Source organism: Sulfitobacter sabulilitoris, from assembly GCF_005887615.1.
Taxonomy (GTDB): domain Bacteria; phylum Pseudomonadota; class Alphaproteobacteria; order Rhodobacterales; family Rhodobacteraceae; genus Sulfitobacter_E; species Sulfitobacter_E sabulilitoris.
On record NZ_VANS01000001.1, the window covers coordinates 965,043 to 982,974 of the forward strand.

19 protein-coding genes and 1 tRNA gene are annotated in these 17,932 nt (G+C 67.1%); 14 read left to right on the forward strand and 6 right to left on the reverse strand.

The window, feature by feature from the left end; translation table 11 throughout:
- Positions 1–105: 105 nt before the first annotated feature.
- On the reverse strand, positions 106–360 hold the full coding sequence (locus FDT80_RS04560) for an EF-hand domain-containing protein (protein ID WP_138661029.1): 255 nt from the start codon (positions 358–360) through the stop codon (positions 106–108).
- Positions 361–623: 263 nt separating this feature from the next.
- On the opposite strand from FDT80_RS04560, the gene FDT80_RS04565 reads away from it, so the two are divergent.
- Positions 624–1,127, forward strand: a complete 504-nt coding sequence (locus FDT80_RS04565; RefSeq protein ID WP_138661030.1) for an RNA polymerase sigma factor — start codon at positions 624–626, stop codon at positions 1,125–1,127.
- Between the two features lie 66 nt (positions 1,128–1,193).
- Here the strand turns inward: FDT80_RS04565 and FDT80_RS04570 are convergent.
- The 4 genes from FDT80_RS04570 to pdxH form a co-directional block, all read right to left on the reverse strand.
- A tRNA-Pro gene (locus FDT80_RS04570) sits at positions 1,194–1,270 on the reverse strand.
- A 41-nt stretch (positions 1,271–1,311) separates the two neighbouring features.
- Positions 1,312–1,785, reverse strand: coding sequence for a DUF192 domain-containing protein (locus FDT80_RS04575; protein WP_246039860.1), 474 nt, complete (start codon positions 1,783–1,785; stop codon positions 1,312–1,314).
- The gene (locus FDT80_RS04580) at positions 1,782–2,321 is read right to left on the reverse strand and encodes a cold-shock protein (protein WP_138661031.1); all 540 of its coding nucleotides are present in this window, start codon (positions 2,319–2,321) and stop codon (positions 1,782–1,784) included. The genes FDT80_RS04575 and FDT80_RS04580 overlap by 4 nt, the downstream gene beginning before the upstream one ends.
- Positions 2,322–2,470: 149 nt before the next feature.
- Positions 2,471–3,076 (reverse strand): pyridoxamine 5'-phosphate oxidase, encoded by a 606-nt coding sequence (gene pdxH / locus FDT80_RS04585; protein ID WP_138661032.1) that lies wholly within the window; start codon positions 3,074–3,076, stop codon positions 2,471–2,473.
- Between the two features lie 239 nt (positions 3,077–3,315).
- On the opposite strand from pdxH, the gene fabI reads away from it, so the two are divergent.
- The 8 genes from fabI to FDT80_RS04625 all read left to right on the forward strand — a co-directional run bounded on the left by fabI (position 3,316) and on the right by FDT80_RS04625 (position 11,892).
- The gene (fabI, locus tag FDT80_RS04590; protein WP_138661033.1) at positions 3,316–4,122 is read left to right on the forward strand and encodes an enoyl-ACP reductase FabI; all 807 of its coding nucleotides are present in this window, start codon (positions 3,316–3,318) and stop codon (positions 4,120–4,122) included.
- A 37-nt stretch (positions 4,123–4,159) separates the two neighbouring features.
- On the forward strand, positions 4,160–4,771 hold the full coding sequence (locus FDT80_RS04595) for a LysE family translocator (protein ID WP_138661034.1): 612 nt from the start codon (positions 4,160–4,162) through the stop codon (positions 4,769–4,771).
- Positions 4,768–5,295: a xanthine phosphoribosyltransferase gene (gene gpt, locus FDT80_RS04600; RefSeq protein ID WP_138661035.1), complete on the forward strand. Its 528-nt coding sequence runs from the start codon at positions 4,768–4,770 to the stop codon at positions 5,293–5,295. Before FDT80_RS04595 ends, gpt begins: the two co-directional genes overlap by 4 nt.
- A gap of 142 nt (positions 5,296–5,437) precedes the next feature.
- Positions 5,438–6,613, forward strand: a complete 1,176-nt coding sequence (locus tag FDT80_RS04605; RefSeq protein ID WP_138661036.1) for an aminotransferase — start codon at positions 5,438–5,440, stop codon at positions 6,611–6,613.
- A gap of 86 nt (positions 6,614–6,699) precedes the next feature.
- On the forward strand, positions 6,700–8,541 hold the full coding sequence (locus tag FDT80_RS04610; protein WP_138661037.1) for a peptidyl-prolyl cis-trans isomerase: 1,842 nt from the start codon (positions 6,700–6,702) through the stop codon (positions 8,539–8,541).
- 9 nt (positions 8,542–8,550) lie between these two features.
- Positions 8,551–10,062 (forward strand): anthranilate synthase component I, encoded by a 1,512-nt coding sequence (gene trpE, locus FDT80_RS04615; protein WP_138661038.1) that lies wholly within the window; start codon positions 8,551–8,553, stop codon positions 10,060–10,062.
- A 2-nt stretch (positions 10,063–10,064) separates the two neighbouring features.
- A complete protein-coding gene (locus FDT80_RS04620; protein WP_138661039.1) occupies positions 10,065–11,105 on the forward strand; it encodes a succinylglutamate desuccinylase/aspartoacylase family protein in 1,041 nt (346 codons plus the stop codon).
- A gap of 205 nt (positions 11,106–11,310) precedes the next feature.
- A complete protein-coding gene (locus tag FDT80_RS04625) occupies positions 11,311–11,892 on the forward strand; it encodes a YdeI/OmpD-associated family protein (protein WP_138661040.1) in 582 nt (193 codons plus the stop codon).
- Between the two features lie 64 nt (positions 11,893–11,956).
- Here FDT80_RS04625 and FDT80_RS04630 read toward each other — a convergent pair whose 3' ends face one another.
- Positions 11,957–13,528 (reverse strand): divergent polysaccharide deacetylase family protein, encoded by a 1,572-nt coding sequence (locus FDT80_RS04630; RefSeq protein ID WP_246039861.1) that lies wholly within the window; start codon positions 13,526–13,528, stop codon positions 11,957–11,959.
- Positions 13,529–13,742: 214 nt separating this feature from the next.
- Here FDT80_RS04630 and FDT80_RS04635 point away from each other — a divergent pair, with 214 nt between their 5' ends.
- The 5 genes from FDT80_RS04635 (at position 13,743) to FDT80_RS04655 (ending at position 17,899) form a co-directional block, all read left to right on the forward strand.
- Positions 13,743–14,324, forward strand: a complete 582-nt coding sequence (locus FDT80_RS04635; protein ID WP_138661042.1) for an anthranilate synthase component II — start codon at positions 13,743–13,745, stop codon at positions 14,322–14,324.
- Entirely contained in the window at positions 14,321–15,343 is a 1,023-nt protein-coding gene (gene trpD / locus FDT80_RS04640; protein ID WP_138661043.1) for an anthranilate phosphoribosyltransferase, read from the forward strand. Before FDT80_RS04635 ends, trpD begins: the two co-directional genes overlap by 4 nt.
- Positions 15,340–16,152: an indole-3-glycerol phosphate synthase TrpC gene (trpC, locus tag FDT80_RS04645; protein WP_138661044.1), complete on the forward strand. Its 813-nt coding sequence runs from the start codon at positions 15,340–15,342 to the stop codon at positions 16,150–16,152. Before trpD ends, trpC begins: the two co-directional genes overlap by 4 nt.
- Positions 16,153–16,155: 3 nt before the next feature.
- Positions 16,156–16,629: a cyclic pyranopterin monophosphate synthase MoaC gene (gene moaC, locus FDT80_RS04650; RefSeq protein WP_138661045.1), complete on the forward strand. Its 474-nt coding sequence runs from the start codon at positions 16,156–16,158 to the stop codon at positions 16,627–16,629.
- A 97-nt stretch (positions 16,630–16,726) separates the two neighbouring features.
- Positions 16,727–17,899, forward strand: coding sequence for a molybdopterin molybdotransferase MoeA (locus FDT80_RS04655; protein ID WP_138661046.1), 1,173 nt, complete (start codon positions 16,727–16,729; stop codon positions 17,897–17,899).
- Positions 17,900–17,932: the final 33 nt, after the last annotated feature.

A 17,932-nucleotide genomic window follows, 5' to 3' on the forward strand; every position in this document is an offset into this window, starting at 1 on the left:
GGTGCCCGACGCTTGGGCGACGCCGGGCACCATCCTGCGCGCCCCGGCGCGCCAGCCTCGTTCGGAGCGGGCTGACGCGTGGCCGGGGCGGCTTGTGGGTCTGCCTTAGCCTTCGGTCGGCGTGGGCATCGTGCCTGCGTCCTGCGCGGCGGCGATCTCTTCCTCGTCCAGCGCGCCGTCGGCGTTCAGATCCATGCTCGAAAAGCTCTCGGGCGTGACCTCGGGATAGGTGGCCTGCACCTCGTCGATGGTCAGCACGCCGTCGCCATTGGTATCCATCTCGGCGGCCCCTTCGCCCATGGCAAAGGCGGTTGTGGCGGCGGCACTGAGAAGAAGGGCGAATGTTGTCAGCTTGGTCATGTGGTTTTCCTTGTTCAGGTTGGTGATACGGAGCCGGGATTTGCCCCGGCCCTCACACAGACAGATGCATCGGGAGCGGTTTGCGTCCCTGCGCGGGGCCCGGAAGGGTCGGACCCGCCAAACCCCGCCGATTGCCGCCAGTGGCATGGGCAACGGCCCGCCCAAAAAGCCCCGGATCAGCCAATAGGCGGAAAAGCCCCGTCTTTTTCAGCCCGCCGCTTTGGCGCAGGATCAGGGCCACCAGCCATGAGGAGCCTGCACCGATGCACCTGTGTCCCGACATTCCCGACCCGCTGCTGCGCCTGATCCCGCGGATCCGGGCCCGTGCCGCCCGCCTGACGTCTTCATCCGCCGACGCCGACGATCTGGCGCAGGATGCTTTGATCAAACTGTGGCAGATCACCCGCCGCGGCCAGCGGATCGAGGCGCTGGACCGCTATGCGATGACCGTTCTGCACAACCTTGCCCGGCAGCGCTGGCGGCAGGCCCGCCAGATGGAGGAACTGGGCGAGGATGACGCAACCTGCGCGCCCGATGCCCCCGTGCGCATGGCCTGCGCCGACCTGGCCGCCGCCATCGACCGGCTGCCGCGCGATCAAGCGCGCCTGATGCATTGCGTCGCCGCCGGAGAAACCAGCCCCGCCGCCCTGGCCCGCGCCACCGGGGTGCCGCCCGGAACGGTCATGTCGCGCTTGTCGCGCGCCCGCACCGCCCTGCGCGCCGATCTGGGGCTGGGCCGGGGCGCACCGGTGTCGGATCTGTTCTGAGGGGAGCGGGGCACGCGGCAGGCCGCGCCGTCGCGACCCGTCTGCGTTCGACCGAAAAGATGAAAATGGTCGGAGCGAGAGGATTCGAACCTCCGACCCCCTGTACCCAAAACAGGTGCGCTACCAGGCTGCGCCACGCTCCGACTTGCGCCTCTTTAGACGGCGCATTGCGGATTGAAAAGCCCTAACAGGGCCAGGCGGCCAGCCTATCCGAAAAAGCCGGGTGCCGAAGCTGCGTGCCTGCGGTGATGCCCATGCGCCTGGCCAGTCCGCCGTTGATCTCGAGCACCGCGATCAGATCGGGCCCGCCCACGATCGGGGTCTCGTCGAGCGGTGTAGCCATGTGATGTATCCGCTGTACCGTGCCCGTGGCATCGATGAACAGCATATCGAGAGGGATGAGCGTATTGCGCATCCAGAACGACAACAGTTGCGGACGCGGGTAGACAAACAGCATGCCTGCCGATGTCGGCAATACGCTGCGATGCATCAGACCGCGCGCCCGTTCGGCATCGTCATCGGCGATCTCCACCGAGAAGCGTGCCTGCCCCCAGTCGCCGCGCAGATATACCGTCTCCTCGCGGCACGCCTGCCCGGCGGCCAGCGCAGCACCGCCCATGGCCGCTAACACCAGGCCCAGCAGCATCCGAAGGATCATTCCGCGTCTTCCTTGTGCAAGGCCGCTTCCCAGGCAAACACCTCGGCAGCCATCTTGCCACGCTTGCCATCGACGACCCGCAGCGCCAGCGCCTCGCCCGGTTGCAGATCGGACAGCCCGGACCGGCGCAGCACCTCGACATGCAAGAACACGTCGGCCGACCGCCCGAACACGTTGGCAAACCCGAAACCCTTGCCCTTGTCGAACCATTTCACGCGCGCGGGCTCGAGCGGGGCACTGGCCACCACAGAAGCGTCCATCGTCGCGAAATCCTCAAGCGCGGCGCCCTGCGGCGTCTCGGGCGGGCGGATCGACAAGACCTCGGTCGCCTGCACACCGCGATCCGTCGTCTGCACGGCCAGATCAATATGCGCGCCATCCGCGACCGAACTCTGCCCGTAATTGCGCAACACATTGACATGCAGCAGAATGTCGGGGCCGCCGACGTCCGCGACGACGAAACCAAAACCCTTGACCGGATCGAACCATTTCACGATCCCGGACACACGAGATGTTATGTTATCGGCTTCGGTCACGCCTCGCCTTTCCGTTCTGATGGTGAATTTGCAGCAGTCAATTTGCTTATCATATCACATAATTGGATTGATGAGCAGTTTATCGTTGAAAAATGGGCGCTTGTGACAAGAAATTCAACTTGACGTTACCAAAAAACAGACGTTCGACCTCACGGATTCAGTCGTGTCACGCTCCAGTCCGACCCTGGTGCCTCGCGCCGCCAGACGAACCTGTCGTGCAACCGATAGGCTCCGTCCGCCCAGAATTCGATCTCGACCGGCACAATCCGGTAGCCGCCCCAGAACGGCGGGCGCTTGGGGTTTGCGCCGTGGGTCGCGGTGACCTTGGCCACCTCGGCCATCAGCGCGGCGCGACTGCGCAACGGGCGCGACTGCCGCGATGCCCAGGCGCCCAGCCTGCTTTTCAGCGACCGCGAGGCGAAATAGGCATCGGCTTCGGCCCCGTCCTCCCGGTCGACGAGACCGCGAACGCGCAGTTGGCGGCGCAGCGATTTCCAGTGCATCACGAAGGCCGCCTTGCCGGCGCTGTCCAATTCCGCCGCCTTGGCGCTTTCGTAATTGGTATAGAAGACAAAGGCATCGTCCTCGATCCCCTTGAGCAACACCATCCGCGCATTGGGCAGGCCGCTTGCATCCACCGTCGACAGCGCGATCGCGTTGGGATCGTTGATCTCGGTCCGTTCCGCTTCGCACAGCCAGCGGCGCGCGATCTCGAACGGGTCATCGCCTGCGAAATGGTCTGTCCTGTCGGTCATCGGTTCTGCCCCATGCTGCCGGTTTCGTCGCTACTCCAACCGCGCGCGCGCCACAAGCCAAACCTCGGGACGGCATTGCGGGGCATTTGGTCGCGCGGGGCGGCGGGCGAGTGGCGCGCGCGTCATGCGCGGCATGAGTGTTCACGGCGCTCGTCTCTTGATGGGCTGCGCGCAATCGCCTAAAGGTCACGCTTGACGACAAAAAACAATTAGACCGTCACAACGCGCGAGGGACACGGATGGGAAACGATCTACTGGCTGGAAAACGCGGCCTGATCATGGGCTTGGCCAATGACAAATCCATCGCCTGGGGAATTGCGCGCGCCTGCGCCGACGCCGGCGCGGAACTGGCGTTCTCCTATCAGGGCGACGCGCTGAAAAAGCGCGTGGACCCATTGGCCGCGCACCTGGGCAGCACGCTGGTCCTGCCCTGTGACGTGGGCGACGAGGCGTCGATGGACGCGCTCTTCGCCAGCCTCAAGGACGCCTGGGGCAGCCTGGATTTCATCGTCCACGCCATTGGCTTTTCGGACAAGAACGAACTGCGCGGCCGCTACGTCGATACCAGCCGCGCCAATTTCACCATGTCGATGGACATTTCGGTCTATTCCTTCACCGCCGTGGTCCAGCGTGCCGAGAAGATGATGAACCCCGGCGGATCGTGCCTGACGCTGACCTATTACGGCGCGGAAAAGGTGATGCCGCACTATAACGTGATGGGCGTCGCCAAGGCCGCGCTGGAGGCGAGCGTGAAATACCTGGCGGAAGACCTGGGCAAGGACGGTATCCGCGTCAACGCGATCAGCGCCGGCCCGATCAAGACGCTTGCGGCCTCCGGCATCGGCGATTTCCGCTACATCATGAAGTGGAACGAGTATAATTCGCCCCTGCGCCGCAATGTGACCACCGAAGACGTTGGCAAGGCCGCCCTGTTCCTGCTCAGCGATCTGGGCTCCGGCACGACCGGCGAGAACCTGCATGTCGATGCGGGCTATCACGTGGTCGGCATGAAGGCGGTCGATGCACCCGACATGAGCAAGGACTGAGCCCGGGCATGCCGCGCCGCGAAAGGTCAGAGCCCGCATGACGCAAGAGCATCTCATGGCCTTCAACCTCGTCCTGATGGCCGCCATCGCAAGTCCGGGGGCCGCCTTGCTGGTCGCGGTGCGCACGACGGTCGCCTCGGGGCGCGCGGCGGGCATGGCCACGGGGGCCGGTCTGGCGCTCATGGCCTCCGGCTGGACACTGGCGGCGCTTTTGGGGCTCGACGCCGTGTTCGCGCTTTTCCCATGGCTCTACGGTGCGCTCAAGACCGGCGGCGCGCTCTATCTCCTCTATCTCGCGCTGCGCCTGTGGCGCGGCGCGCGCAGCCCGCTGGGCGAGGCGCCGACGCCACGCGGGCGCGCCTTTCTGCGCGGGCTGCTGGTGAACCTCGGCAATCCCAAATCCATGCTCTTTGCCGCCGCGGTGATCGTGGTGGTCTTTCCCCGGGGCCTGGGCGCCGGCGAAATTGCGTTCATCACCGCCAACCACCTGGTACTTGAACTGGCCTTCTACACACTGTTCGCCACCGCGCTGTCCAGCGCCCCGGCGCGGGCGCGCTACCTTCGCGCGAAACCCTTCATCGACCGGATCGCCGCCCTGCTGCTGGCAGGTCTCGGTCTGAAACTGCTGCTGCAAAGGACACTGCCATGACTGCGACGCCCCCGGCCAAAGACCCTTCCCGCCTGCCCCATGAAAAAGGCTTTCACATCAGCTGGGATCAGATCCACCGCGACAGCCGCGCGCTGGCCTGGCGGCTGGACGGGCATGGGCCCGACGATGGCGCATGGCGCGCGGTGGTCGCCATCACGCGGGGCGGCATGGCGCCCGCGATGATCGTCGCGCGTGAACTCGACATCCGCACCGTCGACACGATCTCGATCAAATCCTACGACCACCAGGAACAATCCGAAGCGAAGGTCCTCAAGGCGCCGGATCCTGAATTGATGGGCGATGGCACCGGCATCCTGATCGTCGACGATCTGGTGGACAGCGGCAAGACCCTCGAAGTGGTGCGCATGCTGTATCCATCGGCGCATTTCGCCACGGTCTACGCCAAGCCCAAGGGCCGCCCGCAAGTCGATACCTTCATCACCGAAGTGAGCCAGGACACCTGGATCTTCTTTCCGTGGGACATGGCCCTGCAATACGTGGAACCGTATCGCGGCCGCGATTGACCTCGCGCCGCAAGAACTTTCCAGCCTCCGGCGGGGATATTTAGGAACAAGAGAAGGGATAAGCCCCCTGCTTCTTTTGTTCTTAAATATCCCCGCCGGAGGCTCCCGCCCTTTCCGCCGCGCCCACAGACGAGGTTTCGACATGCCCCCACCCCGCACCGCCGCCACCTTTGCCCCGCCCGTGATGGAGGCGCGCCGCTGGCTCGACGGGGTCAGCTTTGCGCCCGAGCGTCCGCTGATCAACGTGAGCCAGGCCGCGCCGGTCGACCCGCCGCCGCATGCGCTGCGGCAGGTGATGGCCGAGGTGGCGCTGACCCGCGATGACGCGCATCTCTACGGCCCCGTGCTGGGCCTGCCGGAGCTGCGCGCGGAACTGGCCGACCAGTGGAGCGACGGCTATGGCGGCGCCATCAGGCCGGATCAGGTGGGTATCACATCGGGCTGCAATCAGGCCTTTGCCGCCGCGATTGCCACGCTGTGCGCAGAGGGTGACGAGGTCATCGTTCCGACCCCGTGGTACTTCAACCACAAGATGTGGCTGGACATGTCGGGCGTGTCCGCCGTGCCGCTGACCACCGGCGCCGACATGCGCCCGGACGCCGATCAGGCCGCGGCGCTGATCACGCCGCGCACGCGGGCGATCGCGCTGGTCTCGCCCAACAACCCGGCGGGGGTGGAGTATCCGCCCGCGTTGCTGCGCGCCTTTATGGAACTGGCCCGCAGCCGCGGCATCGCGCTGATCCTGGATGAGACATACCGAGATTTCCACGCGCAATCGGGTGCGCCGCACGACCTGTTCACCGATCCGCAATGGCACGACACGCTGATCCACCTGTATTCGTTTTCCAAGGCCTATCGCCTGACCGGCCACCGCGTCGGCGCCATTGTCTGCGCTCAGGACCGCCTGGCCGAGGTGGAGAAATTCCTCGATACCGTTGCGATCTGCCCGGCCCAGCTGGGCCAACACGCGGCGCTTTGGGGGATGCGCAACCTCAAGCAGTGGCTGGCCGGCGAACGTGACGAGATCCTGTCGCGCCGCGCCGCGATCGAAGCGGGGTTTCCCGATCTGGCGGAGCGAGGCTGGCGCCTGCTGGGCGTCGGCGCCTATTTCGCCTATCTGGCGCATCCCTTCTCGCTCAGCTCGGCTGATCTGGCCCCGCGGCTGGTGCGCGAGGCGGGCGTTCTCTGCCTGCCGGGCACGATGTTCTGCCCCCCTGACGATCCCAGCGGGCGCGGTCAGCTGCGCATCGCCTTTGCCAACCTCGACCGGGATGGCATCGGCACGCTCTTTGAACGGCTGAAGGGCTTTGCCGGGTAATCCCGGCGCCCCCCTTGCCCCAGTGCCGTCCGCCGCGTAGAGAAGTGCGCAACTGAACCACAGACAGCGCGCGCGCAGAGGGTAGAATGGCCAAAGGCTCAAGCATTTCGAAAACCGCAGTCTGGATCCTGATGGGCCTGCTGATCCTGGGTCTGGGCGGCTTTGGCGCCACCAACCTGAGCGGGACGATCCGCACCATCGGCACGGTCGGTGAGATGCCCGTTTCGGTGGATCGCTACGCCACGCAATTGCAGCAGGAAATCCGCGCCTACGAGGCACAGACCGGCAGCCCGGTCACTTTTGCCGAAGCTCAAAGGCTGGGCATCGACCGCGCCGTTCTGCAGCGGCTGGTGCGCATCCGCGCGCTGGATCACGAGGCCGCCGAACTGGGCCTTTCGATCGGCGACGCATCGCTGCGCGACCGCATTCTCGACATTCCGGCCTTTCAGGGTGTCGATGGCAGTTTCGACCGCGAGGGCTACCGCTTTGCGCTGGAGCAGGCCGGTGTGTCGGAGGCCCAATTCGAGACGCAGCTGCGCGAAGAGGCGGCGCGCACCCTGTTGCAGGGCGCAATCGTCAGCGGCGTGAAGATGCCTGGGACCTACGCCGACACCATCGTCGATTTCGTCGGCGAGGCCCGCAGCATGACGCTGGCGACGCTGGGCGAAGAGGCCCTCGAGCAACCCGTGCCGACACCGACGGACGCTCAGGTCCAGGCGTATTACGACGCCAACATCGACGCCTTCACCCTGCCCGAGACCAAGGTGCTGACCTATGCCATGCTCAGCCCGGACATGCTGGTCGATGAGGTCGAGGTGGATGAAACCGCGCTGCGCGAGGCCTATGACGCCCGCGCCGATACCTTCAACCAGCCCGAGCGCCGCCTTGTCGAGCGTCTTGTCTATCTGGATCAAGCCGCCGCCGACCGCGCGGCCGCCGCGCTGGAGGTCGAAGGCACCACCTTCGAGCAGCTTGTCGAGGAGCGCGGGCTGGAGCTTGGCGATATCGATCTGGGCGACGTGAGCAGGCTTGAACTGGATGCCGCCGGCGAAGCGGTGTTCGCCGCCGAGGTGGGCGACGTGGTGGGCCCCCTGCCAAGCGCGCTCGGGCCGGCGCTGTTTCGTGTGAACGGCATCCTGCCGGCGCAGTCCGTCCCCTTCGAGGAGGCGCGCGAGGCGTTGCGGCCCGAGCTGGCCACCGACCGGGCGCAACGGCTGATCGAAGCGCAGGTGCAGACCCTTGACGATCTGCTGGCCGGCGGCGCCACGCTGGAAGAGCTTGCCGCCGAAAGCGACATGACCCTCGGCACCCTCGACTGGACGGTCGACACCACAGAGGGCATCGCCGCTTATGACGGGTTCCGCGATGCCGCAGATGCGGTCACCGTGACCGATTTCCCGCAGATCATGCAGTTGGACGACGGCAGCATCTTTGCCATCCGCCTGAACGAGGTGCTGCCACCGCGCCCCGAGCCGCTGGACCGGGCGCGCGCGGCGGTCGTGGCCGCATGGCAGGCCGAAGAGACGCGCAAACTCGCCCGCGCGCAGGCCGAGGCCCTTGTGCCGCAACTGCGCGAGGGGGCGGATTTCGCGGCACTCGGCCTTGAGCCGCGCACGGAGGCCGGCGTGACGCGCGGTGGTTTTGTCGAAGGCACGCCGCCCGATTTCCTGGACCAGGTGTTCGAGATGAGCCCCGGCGAGGTGCGCGCGATCGACAGCGACGGGGCCGTGATCCTCGTGCGGCTCGATGCCGTGGCCCCTGCATCGGACAACCCGCAGGCACAGGCCCTGGCGCGGCAACTGGGCACCCAGGTCGATCAGGCGCTGGCGCAAAGCCTGTTTGACATCTACGCCGCCGACGTGACCCGCCGCGCCGGGCCGCAGATCGACCAACGGTCGGTCAACGCCGTGCACGTCAACTTTCCCTGAGCGGCAAAGATGGCCCTGACCCCCGCCTTTGACGATTTCGCCGCCGCCTATGACGCGGGCGAGAACCAGATCGTCTATACCCGCCTGGCCGCCGATCTGGACACGCCGGTGTCGCTGATGCTCAAGCTCACGGGCGCGGCGGAGAACGCCTTTGTGCTGGAATCAGTCACCGGCGGCGAGGTGCGCGGGCGCTACTCCATCATCGGGATGAAGCCCGACCTGATCTGGCGCTGCCGGGGCGAGACCAGCGCGATCAACCGCGCCGCGCGCTATGACGCCGATGCCTTCGAGCCGCAGCAAGGCAACCCGCTCGACACCCTGCGCGCGCTGATCGCCGAAAGCCGCATCGCCCTGCCCGAGGACATGCCGCAAGCGGCGGCCGGGCTGTTCGGGTATCTGGGCTATGACATGATCCGGCTGGTCGAACACCTGCCCGATGTGAACCCCGACCCGCTGGGCCTGCCCGATGCGGTGATGTTGCGCCCTTCGGTGATCGCCGTTCTCGATGGCGTCAAGGGCGAGGTCACGGTCGTGTCGCCGGCATGGGTCAGCGATGGACAGACGGCGCGCGCCGCCTACGCACAGGCGGCCGAGCGGGTGATGGACGCGGTGCGCGACCTCGAACGCGCGATGCCCACGCAGGCCCGCGACCTGGGAGAGGCGGCCCCCGCCCCGGAGCCGGTCAGCAACTTTGCCAAGGCAGATTACCTTGCCGCCGTGGAAACCGCGCGCGATTACATCAAGGCGGGCGATATCTTTCAGGTGGTGCCGTCGCAGCGCTGGACGCAGGCGTTCACGCAGCCGCCCTTTGCGCTTTATCGCAGCCTGCGGCGCACCAACCCCTCGCCCTTCATGTTCTATTTCAACTTCGGCGGATTTCAGGTGGTGGGCGCCAGCCCCGAAATCCTGGTGCGCGTCTTTGGCGGCGAGGTCACGATCCGCCCGATCGCCGGCACCCGCCCGCGCGGCGCCACGCCCGAGGAAGACCGCGCGCTGGAGGCCGATCTGCTGGCCGACGAAAAGGAACTGGCCGAACACCTGATGCTGCTGGACCTGGGCCGCAACGACGTGGGCCGGGTGGCAAAGATCGGCACCGTGCGCCCGACCGAGGAATTCATCGTCGAGCGCTACTCCCACGTCATGCACATCGTCAGCAACGTGGTGGGCGAATTGCGCGAGGGCTGCGATGCGCTCGATGCGTTCTTTGCCGGGATGCCCGCGGGCACCGTGTCGGGCGCGCCCAAGGTCCGCGCGATGCAGATCATCGACGAACTGGAACCCGAAAAGCGCGGCGTCTATGGCGGCGGCGTGGGATATTTCAGCGCGGGCGGCGACATGGATATGTGCATCGCGCTGCGCACCGCCGTGGTGCAGGATCAAAAGCTGTATATCCAGGCCGGCGGCGGCGTGGTCTATGACAGCGACCCGGAGGCGGAATACATGGAAACCGTGCATAAATCCGGCGCGATCCGGCGCGCGGCCTCGGATGCGGCACGCTTTGGCAGCCAGGGCAACGGCTGAGCATGCCGCACCGCGCGCCATTCGACATCGCCCAACGCCAGTTCGCGCCCGGAACCAGCGGCACCGCGCACCTGCCGGTGTCGATCCTGCCCGATCACACGCCGGTCAACCTGTCGGTCGAAGTGCACCACGGGCGCCGCGACGGCCCCACGATGTTCGTCAGCGCCGCCGTCCACGGCGACGAGGTGATCGGGGTGGAAATCGTGCGCCGCCTGCTGCGCGCGCCGCAACTGGCGTCATTGCGCGGCACGCTGCTGGTGGTGCCGGTGGTCAACAGCTTCGGCTTTCTGTCGCGCTCGCGCTACCTGCCGGACCGGCGCGACCTGAACCGCTGCTTTCCGGGGCACCTGTCGGGCAGCCTTGGCGCGCGGCTGGCGCATATCTTTCTGCATGACGTCGTGCTGCGCTGCGATTTCGGCATCGACCTGCATTCGGCGGCGATCCACCGCACCAACCTGCCCCAGATCCGGGTGTCGCCGCGCGATACCACGACGCACCGGATGGCCACCGCCTTTGGTGCGCCCGTCATCCTGACGTCGCCGCTGCGCGACGGATCGTTGCGCGCCGAGGCGGCCGAACGCGGCACGCCCGTGGTGCTGTACGAGGCGGGCGAAGGGCTGCGCTTTGACGAAATGGCGGTGCGCGCGGGGCTGGCCGGCATCCTGCGGGTCATGCACGCCCAGGGGATGCTGCCCGCCAAGGGCATCGCGCCCGCGCGCATGCAGCCCTATATCTGCAAATCCTCCACCTGGTTGCGCGCACCGGCCGGCGGCTTGCTGCGCACCTTTCGCGGCGAAGGCGAGACGGTCGAGGCGGGCGATCTGCTGGCCACCGTGTCCGACCCCTTCGGCAAGGTCGAAACCGATCTGCTGGCCCCCGCCGCCGGGCTTTTGATCGGTCGCGCGATCCTGCCCGTGGTGAACGAGGGCGACGCGGTCTTTCACCTTGCACGGATCAGCCCCAAGGTGTCGGAGGACACCGTGGAAAATCTGGCCAACCAGCTAGAGACCGATCCGCTGTTCGACGAGGACGAGATCATTTAGGTCAGACATCCGCGCCTAGTTCCACACAGGATGTGCACTATATCGCCCAGTGATGCGGGAAATTGCGCGCCTCGCCGCGCATGATCGCGAAAACTCTTGCCCTGCCGCGTCTTGGGCGATGTATTCGAACTATCGCATACAACTATATGACGCCTCAGGCGCTGATCGCCCGACGCGAGGACTTGAGGGTGGAGGTGACACGCAGATGGACACCCAAACGCTGACCGAAACGCTTGAGATCACCGATATCGCGCAGTGGCGCGGCTGGCTGCTTGCACATCACGCCAGCCCTGACGGCATCTGGGTGATCACCTACAGGAAACGGGCTGGCGGGACGCATGTGTCGCGCGGTGCGGTGCTGGACGAGGCGCTGTGCTTTGGCTGGATTGATGGACCCCGGCGCGGCATGGATGACGGCCGACGCACCATGCAGTTGCTGTCGCCGCGCCGGATCGAACATTGGGCGCAATCCTACAAGGACAGGATATCGCGGCTGACCAGGGAGGGCCGGATGCATGCGGCCGGCCTCGCGCGCGTCGCCGCGGCCAAACGCGACGGATCCTGGAGCTTCATGGATGACGTCGAGGCGCTCATGGTGCCCGGTGACCTGGTCGCGGCACTGGCCCAACGCCCCGAGGCGACAGGCCGTTTCGGATCCTTTTCGCCCGGGTCGGTGCGCAAGGTGCTGCGCTGGATAAAGTTGGCGGACACGCCCGAGGCCCGCGCAAAGCGGATCGCGCAGACCGCCGAACTGGTCGCGCACACCCAGGGCCCGCCGCAGATGTAGCGCGGTGTTCGACGCCGTTCCGGGGCTTGCGCCCGCCCCCGATCGGCCAGTCGCGCCGCTGGCGTTATCGCCCTGTCAGAACCGCCGACACAGGCGCAAGCGCCACCTGCTCGGCCCGGTCCTGCAACCCCCACAACAGCAGCGCCGAAATCGTATCGGGCCGGACCCGCCCCAGCATGATCACGCCGCCATCCTGACTGGCGCGAAACGCCGCCTGATCGAGAAAACGGCGGATGACCGTGGGCGTCTGGCCCTTGGAATCGAAATCGCGGAACACGACGGCAGACGGCACGCCCGCCTTCGCGGCCAGCTTTTGCACCGTGTTCAGACCTTCGTTCTGCGTGACAAAGCCATGCCCCGTCTCGGACAGGATCGCAGTGACCTGATTGGCAGCCTCGCGGGTGGTCTGCAGCCCGGTGTCGACGCCTTCGATCACCGCCACCGCTTCGGGCACCGCGTTGAGGGCGACGGCAAGCGACACTTCGGCGTCCGTGGCGGTGGCGCCCTGCGGCAGATCGACGAGGGCCAGCACTTCGAAGCCTTCCGCGCGGTAGTCCGCCATGCGCCGTGCGGCATCCGGCAGGCTGGTATCGATGGCAAAGCTGATCGGGTAGGGAAAGCTGCGCAGCGCCGCAACGCCGACTGACCCGCCGGAAAGATCCTGCCCGCTGTCGATCAGCACGATCGCCATCAGCGGCTTGCCCTCCGGGTTCTCGAACGGAGCCGCAAAGCGCGAGATCGGCCGCATGTCGCCGGTGGCCTCGACCGGAGCCGCGTCATCGGTCGCGTCATTGGCGTCGGTGTCCGCCGGGCCTGAGGCTGTCCCGAGGTTGGGCAACCGGTTGACGGTCACGCCCTGGCCCAGATTGTCCAGCGCCCCGGCAGGGGAGCCGATGGCGGGGCCGGTCGTGGCGGGTGCCTCCGGGGCGGCCATCGCGGTCTCGTTCGGCTGCGCGTCCGGCTCTTGCGGCGTCGCTGGCTCTGGCTGAGCGGGGGCGGCCGTGTCCAGGTCGGGCCCCGGCTCCGGGGTGTCCGCGGCAGCGGGCGGTGCGGGCTGCCGCGCATCGGCGACGGGCGTGTCGGCATCGGGCGCAGGCAGGTCGCCCACGCGGCCCGACGCATCCTGATCGGGGTCCGGCGCGACAAAGGCTTCGGTCTCGACCGGGGCGGGCGCGGGCGGCTGCGCCGGATCGGTCGAGATCGACAGGTCCGTCTCGGCGCCCGGGACCTGCGGGGCCATCGCCTGTGGATTGGGCAGCACCGGCGACAGGTCTTCGACCGATACCCCGCTTTGCTCGGTCATCTCACCGGGCGCGGCCAACTGCTCTGCGCCGCCGGTTTCCGGCAGGGCCGCCGGATCGGTCGCCGCCGGGTCCATCGTGGTGATGGTGTCGGGGCTTGGTGCGGGGGCGGTGGACGCATCGGGCGATACGGGCCGTGCCGCATCGGGCACGCGCGGCGCCGTCTTGACCTGGGCGCCGACCTCTGGCACCGCGTCGGCGCGTGGCGCGGTATCCCCGACGCTGGGTGGAACCGGCGGCGGCGCGACGACAGAAGCGACCCCCACCGCAACGAGGCAGATCGCGCTGCCCCAGATAAATCCGCTTAATACGCCTTTTGCCACGGTTCGTGCCACCCTTTGCCTCTGCGCTTCGGGGATGGCGCGCTGCCCTCCGGCCGCGTCCCCCCTGCCTGCCCCAATTGCGCCGATTTCAACCTGTTTACGCAGTATATCGGCTTCAATTTTGCCATCTCCGGCCCCTTGACGATAGGCGCCAAGCCTGAACATGGTGCCGCCTGTATACCGTGCGATGGCCCCGCGTCTCCACCCCTATTGCAAAGTTTTGACCATGCTGCTGCTGATCGACAACTATGACAGTTTCACCTACAACCTCATGCACTATCTGGGGGAGTTGGGGGCCGATGTCGTGATCCGCCGCAATGACGCGCTGAGCGTGGCCGAGGCGATGGCGATGCGGCCCGAGGCGATCCTGCTGTCGCCGGGGCCCTGCGACCCGGATCAGGCGGGAATCTGCCTTGCGCTGACCGCCGCCGCGGCAGAGGCGCGGCTGCCGCTTTTGGGCGTGTGCCTTGGCCATCAGACCATCGGACAGGCCTTTGGCGGCAAGGTGGTGCGCGCGCCCGACATCGTGCACGGCAAGCTGGGCCAGATGCATCACGGCTGCACCGGCGTCTTTGCCGGGCTGCCCTCGCCCTTCGGCGCCACGCGCTATCACTCGCTGATCGTGGAGCGTGCCACCCTGCCCGATGCGCTGCGGATCACGGCGGAGCTTGAGGATGGCACGATCATGGGCCTGCAACACCGCGACCTGCCGATCCACGGGGTGCAGTTTCACCCCGAATCCATCCGCTCCGAGCATGGCCACCAGATGCTGAAAAGCTTTCTCGACACTGTGGAGGTGCCCGCATGACCGATCCGATGAAAGCCCTGATCGACGCCGCCGCCAACGGCCCCCTGAGCCGGGATCAGGCATCGCAGGCCTTTACCCTTCTGATGGAAGGCGAAGCGACCCCCAGCCAGATCGGCGGATTCCTGATGGCGCTGCGCACGCGGGGCGAGACGGTGGACGAATACGCCGCCGCCGCCGCGGTGATGCGCGCCAAGTGCAACGCCGTGCGCGCGCCCGAAGGGGCGATGGACATCGTCGGCACCGGCGGCGACGGCAAGGGGACGCTCAACATCTCGACCGCGACGGCCTTCGTGGTGGCGGGCGCGGGCGTGGTGGTGGCCAAGCACGGCAACCGCAACCTCAGTTCCAAATCCGGCGCGGCAGATGCGCTGACGCAGATGGGGCTGAACGTGATGGTCGGCGCAGCCGTGGTCGAACAGGCGCTGGCCGAGGCCGGCATCGGCTTCATGATGGCGCCGATGCACCACCCCGCGATCGCCCATGTCATGCCCACCCGCTCCGAGTTGGGCACCCGCACCATCTTCAACATTCTCGGGCCGCTGACCAACCCTGCGGGCGTCAAGCGCCAGTTGACCGGTGCGTTTTCGCGCGATCTGATCCGCCCGATGGCCGAAACGCTGGGCCGGCTGGGGTCGGACAAGGCCTGGCTGGTGCACGGGTCGGATGGCACAGACGAGCTGACGATCACCGGCGTCAGCTGGGTTTCGGCCCTCGACCCCGACGGCGCGGTGCGCGATTTCGAACTTCATCCCGAGGACGCGGGCCTGCCGTTGCATGCCTTCGACGACATCCTCGGCGGCACGCCCGAAGAGAACGCACAGGCGTTTCACGCGCTGCTCGACGGCGTGGCGTCGGCGTACCGCGATGCGGTGCTGCTCAACTCCGCGGCGGCACTGGTCGTGGCCGATGCCGCGACCGATTTGAAACAGGGCGTCGAGATGGCCGCGGCCAGCCTCGACAGCGGCGCGGCGCGCGCCAAGCTGACCGCCGTTGCCCGGATCACGAAGGACGCAAAATGACCGATACGATCCTCGACAAGATCAAGACCTACAAGCTGGAGGAAGTCGCCGCCGACAAGGCCGCCAAGCCGCTGGAAGCGGTTGAGGCCGAGGCCGGAGCCGCCCCGCCCGTGCGCGCCTTTGCCGAAAGCCTGCACAAGGCGTCGATCAGCGGCTATGGCCTGATCGCGGAGATCAAGAAAGCCAGCCCGTCCAAAGGGTTGATCCGGGCCGATTTCGACCCCGCCACGCTTGCCCAGGCCTATGCCGAGGGCGGCGCCACCTGCCTGTCGGTGCTGACCGACACGCCCAGCTTCCAGGGCGCCAAGGACTACCTTGTGGCGGCGCGCGCGGCCTGCGACCTGCCGGTGCTGCGCAAGGATTTCATGTACGACCCCTACCAGGTGATCGAGGCGCGCGGCCTTGGCGCCGATTGCATTCTGATCATCATGGCCTCGGTCAGCGATGCGCAGGCGGCAGAGCTGGAGGATGCGGCGACGCAGTGGGGCATGGACACGCTGATCGAAGTGCATGACGCGGCCGAGCTGGAGCGCGCGGCCATGCTGAAAAGCCGCCTTGTGGGCATCAACAACCGCAACCTAAAGACCTTCGAGACAACGCTCGATACCACCCGCACCCTGTCCAAGCGGGTGCCCGAGGACCGTCTGATCGTCAGCGAGAGCGGCCTGGCCACGCCGAAGAACCTGTCGGATATGGCGATGTACGGCGCGCGGATTTTCCTGATCGGCGAGGCGCTGATGCGGCACGAGGACGTGGCGCTGGCCACCCGGAACCTGCTGGCCGACCCGGTACAGCCAGGGGGGATGTAGCCGATGCCGCTGACGCATTTCGACGACAAGGGCGGCGCGCATATGGTGGACGTGGGCGACAAGGCCGTCACCGCGCGTGTCGCCGTCGCGGCCAGCTACATCAAGATGAAGCGTGAAACCTTTGATATCATTACCGAAGGCCGTGCCAAGAAAGGGGATGTCCTGGCCGTGGCGCAGCTTGCCGGGATCATGGCTGCCAAGCGCACGGCGGACCTTATTCCGTTGTGTCATCCCTTGCCCATCACCAAGGTCGCGGTCGAACTGACCCCCGACCCCGACCTGCCCGGCATCCGCATCGAGGCGACGGTCAAGACCACCGGCCAGACCGGTGTCGAGATGGAGGCGCTGACCGCCGCCAGCACCGCCGCGCTGACGGTCTATGACATGGCCAAGGCCGTCGACAAGGGAATGGAGATCGGCGGCGTGCACGTGGTGCTCAAGGATGGCGGCAAATCCGGCCGTTACGAGGCCTCATGAGCAAGGCGTCCGACGCTCCCGCCGGGTCCGGTTATTTCGAAAGGACCGGACCGGGAAATTCGAGTTTTCCGGGCATCCGACCGCGCGGTCCGCGCCCGTGATCACCGTGGACGACGCCCTTGCGGAGCTTTTCGCCCTGGTCGCCCCGCTCGCGTCCGAAGAGGTGCCCCTGCGCGCCGCAGTGGGCCGCGTTCTGGCGCGCCAGGTGACCGCGCGGCGCACCCAGCCGGCGTTCGATGCCTCCTCGATGGATGGCTACGCCGTGCGAGCGGCCGAGGTCGAGCCCGACGCCATGTTCAAGATCATCGGCGAAGCCGCTGCGGGCCATGCATTTTCCGGGCGCGTGGGGCCGGGCCAGGCAGTGCGCATCTTTACCGGCGCGCCGGTGCCCGAAGGCGCCGATTTCGTTGTCATTCAAGAAGATACGACACGGCGTGGATCCTTGATCACGCTGGGCCACGACATCGGCGCCAAGGACAACATCCGCCGCGCGGGCAGCGATTTTTCCCAAGGCGATCCTATGTCCGCGCCGCGCCGCCTGTCCCCCTCCGACATTGCCCTCCTGGCGGCAATGAACCACGCGACGGTACCGGTCGCGCGTCGGCCCACGGTCGCGATCCTTGCCACCGGCGACGAGCTTGTGATGCCCGGAGAGACACCGGGGCCCGATCAGATCGTTGCCTCGAACACCTTCGGGCTGGCGGCACAGCTCGAGCTGTTGGGCGCGCAGCCACGGCTCTTGCCGATCGCGCGCGACACCGAGAGCGCTCTCGCCGGCGCCCTGCGCATGGCCGCCTCTGCCGATCTGATCCTGACGATTGGCGGCGCATCGGTGGGCGATCACGATCTGGTGGGGCCCGTCGCCGCATCCCTGGGGATGGGCCAGGCGTTCTACAAGGTCGCGATGCGCCCCGGCAAACCGCTGATGGCCGGGCGATTGCTGAATGTCCCGATGATCGGCCTGCCGGGCAACCCGGTGTCCGCGATGGTTTGCGGCACGGTGTTCGTGGCACCGGTGGTGCGCGTGATGCTGGGCCTGCCCGCGGCCCCCGCCGCGCGCCTTTCGGCGCCGCTCGCCGTTGACCTTCCGGCGAACGGTCCGCGCGAACATTACATGCGCGCGGTGCTGGACACGGACGGCCTGCGCGTTGCCGCCAGCCAAGACAGCGCGCTGCTTGCCACGTTGGCGCAATCGAACGCGCTTTTGGTGCGCCCGCCGAACGACCCGGCCCGCGCGGCGGGCGAGATCGTCGACTATATCCCGATCTGATCGTCGCTCCGCATTCCCCTGCCCTGCTGTCGC